The organism is uncultured Planktosalinus sp., from assembly GCF_963973675.1.
GTDB lineage: Bacteria > Bacteroidota > Bacteroidia > Flavobacteriales > Flavobacteriaceae > Planktosalinus.
The window spans coordinates 1-7,409 of record NZ_CAXBAN010000114.1; the positions used below are offsets into that span (position 1 = coordinate 1).

Genomic DNA, 7,409 nt, shown 5'->3' on the forward strand with positions numbered 1-7,409 from the left:
CAAGATTGCTTAAATCATGTAAGTTAACAAGGTTTTCAAGGTATAAATCATCTACCATTTGAATATTATCAGGACTTCTTAACAACTCTATGCGTTTAAGATATAAGCGCATTTCTATCTGCATTAATTCATTTTCTTCTTTCAATGCCCGCATTCTATACATTATTGCATAGGTGAGAACAAGCATTTCAAGAATCCCAGCTGTTTTTAGATGAAAAGCAGAAACTCCCAAGAATGTGATTCCAAAACCGGTAAGTACATAATAGTCGACGGTTAAAATCAATAATAAGCTGTAAGCAACTACATAAAAACGAGCATATACCTTTTGTCTGAACAAGGTAGCACCCGCAATTAAATAATTTAAGAGTACGGCCCATATAAAGGCGTTTCCAATTGCTGCAAACAGCCAGTTTTCAGTTGTCCAATAGGTTGCAAATGAAACTAGTGAAGTTCCAAGAAATGCTGCTGTAAGCCATTTTAACTTTGGCATTAAGTCATCAAGTTTTAAAAACTTTGTGGCAAAATGTGCGGCAAACAGTGCAACTGATAAATGTAAAAGCGGTTCAAGATAGTTGGTAGTAAATAGATTGTCATAACCCAACAACCTGAACAACCCATCACTATAGAAAAATGACAAGGTGATAGTTGTTAAAACAGCACTGTAATAGAGAAATACTTTTTCATCAAACAGAAAAAAGCACATCAGATTTATAATGATTACCATGATTGCAAATCCATAGTAAGCTCCTAATTTAAACAAGGATTGTTGATTGGCTTTTGCAAAGTTTTCTTCTGAAGTAATTTGTAATGGAAAATAAGCTTCTTTTTCAAAATTCACATAAAGATAAATTGGAAATTCTTCAAACTCATCTAACCGAAATGAAGGGTATCTTGTGTAGGAAATTTCTTCAATTGGTTTTTTTGATGCTGAAAATAACTTGACATCATTTACGTGTGAAGAAGGAATATGAATGACTCCTTCGTTGTTTGTAAGGCTGTTAATTTTAAACCAGTAAGCACCATTTTCTAATCCGAAATTAGAATTTGTAAACAGTTTAAAATCAGCGCTTTCGGAATCTTCAATCTTAAAATTAAGTTGCGTGTCTTTTACAAATTGAATCGAATTTTGTGCAATAACAGAGGCACAAAATAAGAGCAAAACACTTAGGTAAATAGCTTTCATAGGTTAATGTTTTATACGATTTGGGACTACCAATATAAACAAAAAAACATTTTAACCTATAAAAAATGCATTTTATCGAAGAAGTCATTTAAAATGTATTTCTAAGAATTCTTTCAAAAAAAGAAACCTGATAATAAAACCAATTAAAAATATTATTTTAAACAACTGTTTATCAATAATATAAAATGATAAAATTAAAAATAAAGTAATAAATATATGTAATTAAATCAACAAAAAAATTAACATTTTATTTTACCATATCCTCCGGTTTCACCCATTCATCAAACTCACTTTCAGTTAAGTAGCCTAAATTTACAGCTTCTTCTTTAAGTGTTGTTCCGTTTTTATGGGCTGAATTAGCAATTTCTGCAGCTTTGTAATAACCAATTTTTGGGTTTAAGGCTGTGACTAGCATAAGAGAGTTGTTAAGCTGTTTTTGAATTACCTCATTGTTGGCTTCTATGCCTTTAGCACAATGCTCTTCAAATGAAGTGCAGGCATCGCCTAAGAGTTGGGCAGATTGTAACATATTTGCTGCCATAACGGGTTTAAATACATTCAATTCATATTGGCCTTGCATTCCACCAACAGCAATAGCCATATCATTTCCTATCACTTGAGCACAAACCATAGTAAGTGCTTCACATTGTGTGGGATTTACTTTTCCGGGCATTATGGAAGAACCGGGTTCATTGGCTGGAAGAATTAGTTCTCCAATACCACTTCGTGGTCCGCTGGCTAGCATTCTGATGTCGTTTGCAATTTTGTTTAAAGAAACAGCCAGTTGTTTTAAAGCACCATGACTTTCAACAATAGCATCGTGAGCAGCAAGTGCTTCAAACTTGTTTTCGGCTGTTTTAAAAGGAAGCTCTGTAAATTTTGAAATATATTCAGCAACTCGTTTTGAATAGCCTTTTGGAGTGTTAATTCCTGTTCCAACTGCAGTTCCTCCTAATGCAATTTCAGACAAATGATCTAATGTGTTCTTTAAGGCTTTTAAGCCATGGTCTAATTGGGAAACGTAGCCACTAAACTCTTGACCTAAAGTTAAAGGCGTAGCATCCATCAAGTGGGTACGGCCAATTTTAACTATGTTTTTAAATTCATCACTTTTAGCTTTAAGTGTATTTCTAAGTACCGTCACTCCCGGAATGGTAACTTCCATTATTTTTTTGTAAGCGGCAATGTGCATTGCGGTTGGAAAAGTGTCGTTTGATGACTGCGATTTATTTACATCATCATTAGGTTGCAAAGTTTTTTCACCTTCACCAATTTTCTTTCCTGCCAATTGATGTGCTCGGTTTGAAATAACTTCATTGACATTCATATTGCTTTGAGTGCCACTTCCTGTTTGCCATATAACTAATGGAAACTGGTCGTTATGAAGACCTTCAAGAATTTCATCACAAACCTTTGCAATCAAGTCTCTTTTTTCTGATGGTAAGTCACTTAGTTCTCTATTAGTGTAAGCCGCAGCCTTTTTAAGGTAAGCAAAACCATGTATAATTTCAAGCGGCATCGATGCCGGTGAACCTATTTTGAAATTGCCTCTGGAACGTTCAGTTTGTGCTCCCCAAAGTTTATCAGCGGGTACTTTTACTTCACCCATTGTGTCTTTTTCTATTCTATATTCCATAGTATAATATCAATTATTAGTGTTAACAAAATTACTAAAAGTGTTGCTCTTTTTGGCTTAAAATAAATAAAAAAGACAACCCAACAGGCTGTCTTTTTTTGTAATTGTTTAGGTATTTTAAGAAAACATTCCTGAAACTTTTTCAGCTTTGTGGCTGTCATTGTAGTCATAAAACCCTTCTTTGCTTTTCACACCTAGTTTGCCGGCCCTAACCATATTTACCAGTAAGGGGCAGGGAGCATATTTAGGATTTTTAAATCCGTCGTACATAACCTCTAAGATTGAAAGGCAAACGTCCAGTCCGATGAAGTCTGCAAGTTGTAGTGGGCCCATAGGATGCGCCATGCCCAGTTTCATCACGGTATCAATTTCTTCAACTCCGGCAACACCATTGTATAAGGTTTCGATGGCTTCATTAATCATAGGCATTAAAATTCTGTTGGCCACAAAGCCCGGGTAATCATTTACTTCAACTGGAACTTTCCCCAGTTTTTTAGAAATTTCAGCAACGGTTTCATAAATCTCCTGGGATGTGTTGTAGCCTTTTATGATTTCTACCAGTTTCATAATGGGTACCGGATTCATAAAGTGCATTCCAATTACTTGTTGTGGGCGGGTAGTTACTGCTGCAATTTTAGTGATAGAGATTGAAGAGGTGTTGGTTGCAAGGATTGTATCATCAGGGCAAAAACTGTCTAAGTCCTTAAAAATTTTAAGTTTTAAATCAACGTTTTCAGTAGCTGCTTCGACCACCAGGCTGGCATATTCCACCCCCTCTTCCATATTTGTAAATGTGGTGATATTTGCAAGGGTTTCTTCTTTTTGTGCTTCTGAAATTTTCTCTTTAGCCACCATCCTGTCCAAGTTTTTAGTGATGGTTGCTATCCCTTTTTTGAGAGAACTTTCAGAAATATCAATAAGTTGTACCTTGTATCCACTTTGTGCAAAAGTGTGTGCAATGCCATTTCCCATTGTTCCGGCACCAATTACTGCTATATTTTTCATAATTTTTCAACTGCGTAGGGCAGATGTTTTTTTAAATTAAACTTCAGTTATATTTTTTTAAAATTTTCCAATACCATGAGTGCCACTCTTAAAGCATCAGCACCTTGTTCCAAAGGTACTATTGGAGTGGAATCGTTTTTAATTGCTTCGGCAAAACTGTTGAGCTCGTCAAGTATAGCGTTGTTAGGAGATACTTTTGGGTTGTCAAAATAAATTTGTTTTTGAATGCCCTCAGCGTTTTGTAAAATCATATCAAAATCGCCCGGGTTTTCAGGAGCGTCTTTCATTTTAACCACTTCACATTTCTTTTCTAAAAAATCCACAGAAATGTATGCGTCACGTTGAAAGAATCTCGATTTCCGCATATTTTTCAATGAAATTCTACTGGCAGTCAGATTCGCCACACAGCCATTGGTAAATTCAATTCTGGCGTTTGCAATGTCTGGTGTTTCACTAATGACAGAAACCCCACTGGCATGAATGCTTTTTACTTTTGAGCGCACCACGCTTAAAATGGCATCTATGTCGTGTATCATCAAATCTAAAACGACTGAGACATCTGTACCTCTGGGGTTGAATTCTGCTAACCTGTGCGTTTCAATAAACATGGGGTTATCAATCATATGATTGACCGCCATAAATGCAGGGTTGAATCGTTCAACATGACCCACCTGACCTTTAACACCATTTTTTCCAGCAAGCTCTATAAGTTGATCAGCCTCTTCGATGGTTTGTGTTATGGGCTTTTCTATAAACAAATGTTTTCCGGCATTGATTACCTTTTTTGCAGTTTCAAAATGATAGAGTGTTGGTGTTACTACATCTACCATATCACAAGCTTGAATTAATGACTCAACAGATTCAAAAGCTTTGTATCCAAATTCTTCTACAATTTTTTGACGTTGTGTTGAATCGGAATCATAAAAACCTATTAAGTTGTAATTTTCGGACTGCTGTAAAAGTTTTAAGTGAATTTTTCCAAGGTGACCGGCACCTATAACTCCGGCATTAAGCATATTTTTTTGTTTTACACAAAAATAAGGTTTTTTTGTTAGAATGTAGAATTTGATTGGTTTCAAATGTGTTGTAATCTTTATTATTTTTATCTATAAATTAAATCGTTTTTCTATTCCTAAAAAACTTGCAATCCCAATTAAACTTTCCGATTTTTGTTTTGATCCAAAACAAACAATCCAAAACAAACAATCCAAAATAAAATTGAAAGACACACACAGGCATCAGGGAAAACGACATCAGTTAGTTAAGATAATTCAAGCAAAGGGAATTGAAAGTGAACATGTACTAAACGCGATTGGTAAAATACCGCGGCATTTGTTTATGGATTCAGGGTTTGAAGACCATGCTTATGAAGACAAACCATTTCCTATCGCTGCAGATCAAACTATTTCACAACCATACACTGTAGCACGACAAACAGAATTGCTCAATATTAACCCGGGTGACAAAGTTTTAGAAATTGGAACCGGAAGCGGTTATCAAGCTGCGGTTTTATTAGAAATGGGAGCTCAGGTCTTTACAATTGAACGCCAAAAAGAATTGTTTAAAAAAGCAAGTCTTTTTTTACCTAAAATCGGCTACAGACCCAAAAAAGCATTGTTTGGTGACGGTTACAAGGGGCTACCGGAATTTGCACCTTTTGATGGCATAATTGTTACTGCCGGGGCACCTTTTGTTCCTAAACCACTAATGGAGCAGCTAAAAGTGGGTGGGAACCTTGTAATTCCTGTTGGAAAAGAAGTTCAAATAATGACCGTTTTTACAAGAAAATCTGAAAAGGAATTTATTAAAAATGAATATGGAGAATTTCGGTTTGTACCTTTGCTGGAAGATAAAAATTAAAATTCATAAATCATTTTAAGGTGTTGATATTCATACAATATCATTTTAATTTTATTCAATAATGTCCAATATTTTCAGACCAAAAATAAAAGCACCTTTATCATTGCCTTGATAAAAAGAATGAACATAATCAAGTCTCAAAAAACGAAATTTCCCAATTCCAATGTTGTCAATTCCCATTGAAAGTTCAGAGTAAGGGTTGTTATTTTCTGTACTTAAAAAGTGTGCTCCTGCCACCAAATTGAAATTCAATTTATTTAGTAATGGGATTTTCCCTAGTAAAAAGCCTCTGAAATCGTGTTCAAGGTGGCCTTCAAAATAACTTCCGTTGGTACTGAGTGCATAATAGGGCAAGAGGTTAAACACATTGGAATATGTAAAAGAGGTTCCTATTCGCGTTTGATTACCATTAAAATGTTGAAAATCAGCAAAAGAAATGCCATCTGCATTGAAGAAGGTCCCTCCAATAAAATTGTAATTTAAACGGCCTTTATTACCTAAATTAAAACCCTGTGTAAGCCGGGCTTGAACTTTATCAAAATCATAATTTCTATTGGAAGCAGCAACCCCTTTTTCGTAATTAAAAATTAAGACCGGAAACTTATCGTTTTCAATATTAAACTTCCCATCGGGATAAGTAAAATATTTTTGCCCAAAGGTAATGCGGGCGTTGATTTGCAGCTTTATAATTGTATGTGGATCGATGGCTGCATTTTCAAAATCATCAGGGTTTAGGGGGTTGTTTGAAGTATAGCTAACGCCTTTGTTTTTAATAAAAACGTGATCAGTTTGATTAAACAATGGTTTTCTGTCTTCATAACCCAAAGTAGCAGACATTCGTAAGCCATTAAAAACTTCCTGAAAATACTCAGCTCTTGCGTAGGTTAGGTCATATGCTTTAAGGTAATTACGTTCAAAAAACATTGTGCTCACTGAGTTTATAAGCGGGGAAATGGGTTCAGACCTATTGAATTGCTGCACTTTTTCACCTCCTGAAAGTGTAATAGTATTTCGCAAAAAGCGATTGAATCTTTTAGAAACAGTACCCTGAAAGCGAAGTTTATCGTCTGCAAATCCATAATTGGCATTCAGGGTTGCTGAAAGATTTTTGGTTCGGTTTTCATCAAACCATTTATTAAAATTAATACCGGAAGAAATGTTCCATCCCTGAAGCGTATTAAAATTAATGCTACTTAAAACTCCTTCATAACTTACTCTCCACTTGTTATAGGTGTTTGAGTAAGAGTATCCGGTTATCGGGCTCAATACTCTTATTTTGTTGTTTTCTCTGTCAATTGAGTCGAGATAGGTTTTTGATTTTCTGAGTGTTTGAATGCTGTCTTTTTTGATATAGTCTTCAATTTCTTCATCAGAAAGCGGAACGGGTCTAATTCCGGTCCAGAAAGTAGAGTCTTTTTTGTTTGCTTCAGACTCAAAAAATAAGACTTCATTTGTAAAAGTATTGTTTGTGAATTCCGGCGAAAAATTATAGTTACTGTATACCGCAGTAAACCTTCCGTCGCCTTTAAACCCTAAAAAGCCAAAGCTAAAGTCAATGGTCTGTGAACGTTTTACCCAATAGTTTTCATTGGCGTCATAACTAAAATTTTGTTTAAATTCTAATTCTTCCACAAAAGGTACCTGAATAGCTTTGCCATTGGTAGTAAGTTCAACTCCATAGAATTGCCAACTGTCTTCAACAATATAGATGACTCCTGAAAATAC

General features: G+C 35.1%; 6 protein-coding genes. 1 reads left to right on the plus strand and 5 read right to left on the minus strand.

What is annotated here, in order from left to right:
• The 4 genes from AACY61_RS06105 to AACY61_RS06120 all read right to left on the minus strand — a co-directional run.
• On the minus strand, positions 1–1,183 hold a 1,183-nt coding region (locus AACY61_RS06105; protein ID WP_339610696.1), incomplete at its 3' end, for a 7TM-DISM domain-containing protein.
• A 247-nt stretch (positions 1,184–1,430) separates the two neighbouring features.
• The gene (fumC, locus tag AACY61_RS06110) at positions 1,431–2,819 is read right to left on the minus strand and encodes a class II fumarate hydratase (protein WP_339610697.1); all 1,389 of its coding nucleotides are present in this window, start codon (positions 2,817–2,819) and stop codon (positions 1,431–1,433) included.
• Positions 2,820–2,936: 117 nt separating this feature from the next.
• Positions 2,937–3,824, minus strand: coding sequence for a 3-hydroxybutyryl-CoA dehydrogenase (locus AACY61_RS06115; RefSeq protein WP_339610698.1), 888 nt, complete (start codon positions 3,822–3,824; stop codon positions 2,937–2,939).
• 47 nt (positions 3,825–3,871) lie between these two features.
• A complete protein-coding gene (locus tag AACY61_RS06120; RefSeq protein ID WP_339610699.1) occupies positions 3,872–4,840 on the minus strand; it encodes a Gfo/Idh/MocA family oxidoreductase in 969 nt (322 codons plus the stop codon).
• A gap of 202 nt (positions 4,841–5,042) precedes the next feature.
• Here AACY61_RS06120 and AACY61_RS06125 point away from each other — a divergent pair, with 202 nt between their 5' ends.
• The gene (locus AACY61_RS06125; protein WP_339610700.1) at positions 5,043–5,684 is read left to right on the plus strand and encodes a protein-L-isoaspartate(D-aspartate) O-methyltransferase; all 642 of its coding nucleotides are present in this window, start codon (positions 5,043–5,045) and stop codon (positions 5,682–5,684) included.
• Positions 5,685–5,735: 51 nt separating this feature from the next.
• Here the strand turns inward: AACY61_RS06125 and AACY61_RS06130 are convergent.
• Positions 5,736–7,409 (minus strand): DUF5686 family protein (locus AACY61_RS06130; RefSeq protein ID WP_339610701.1); only part of this gene is annotated, 1,674 nt, incomplete at its 5' end.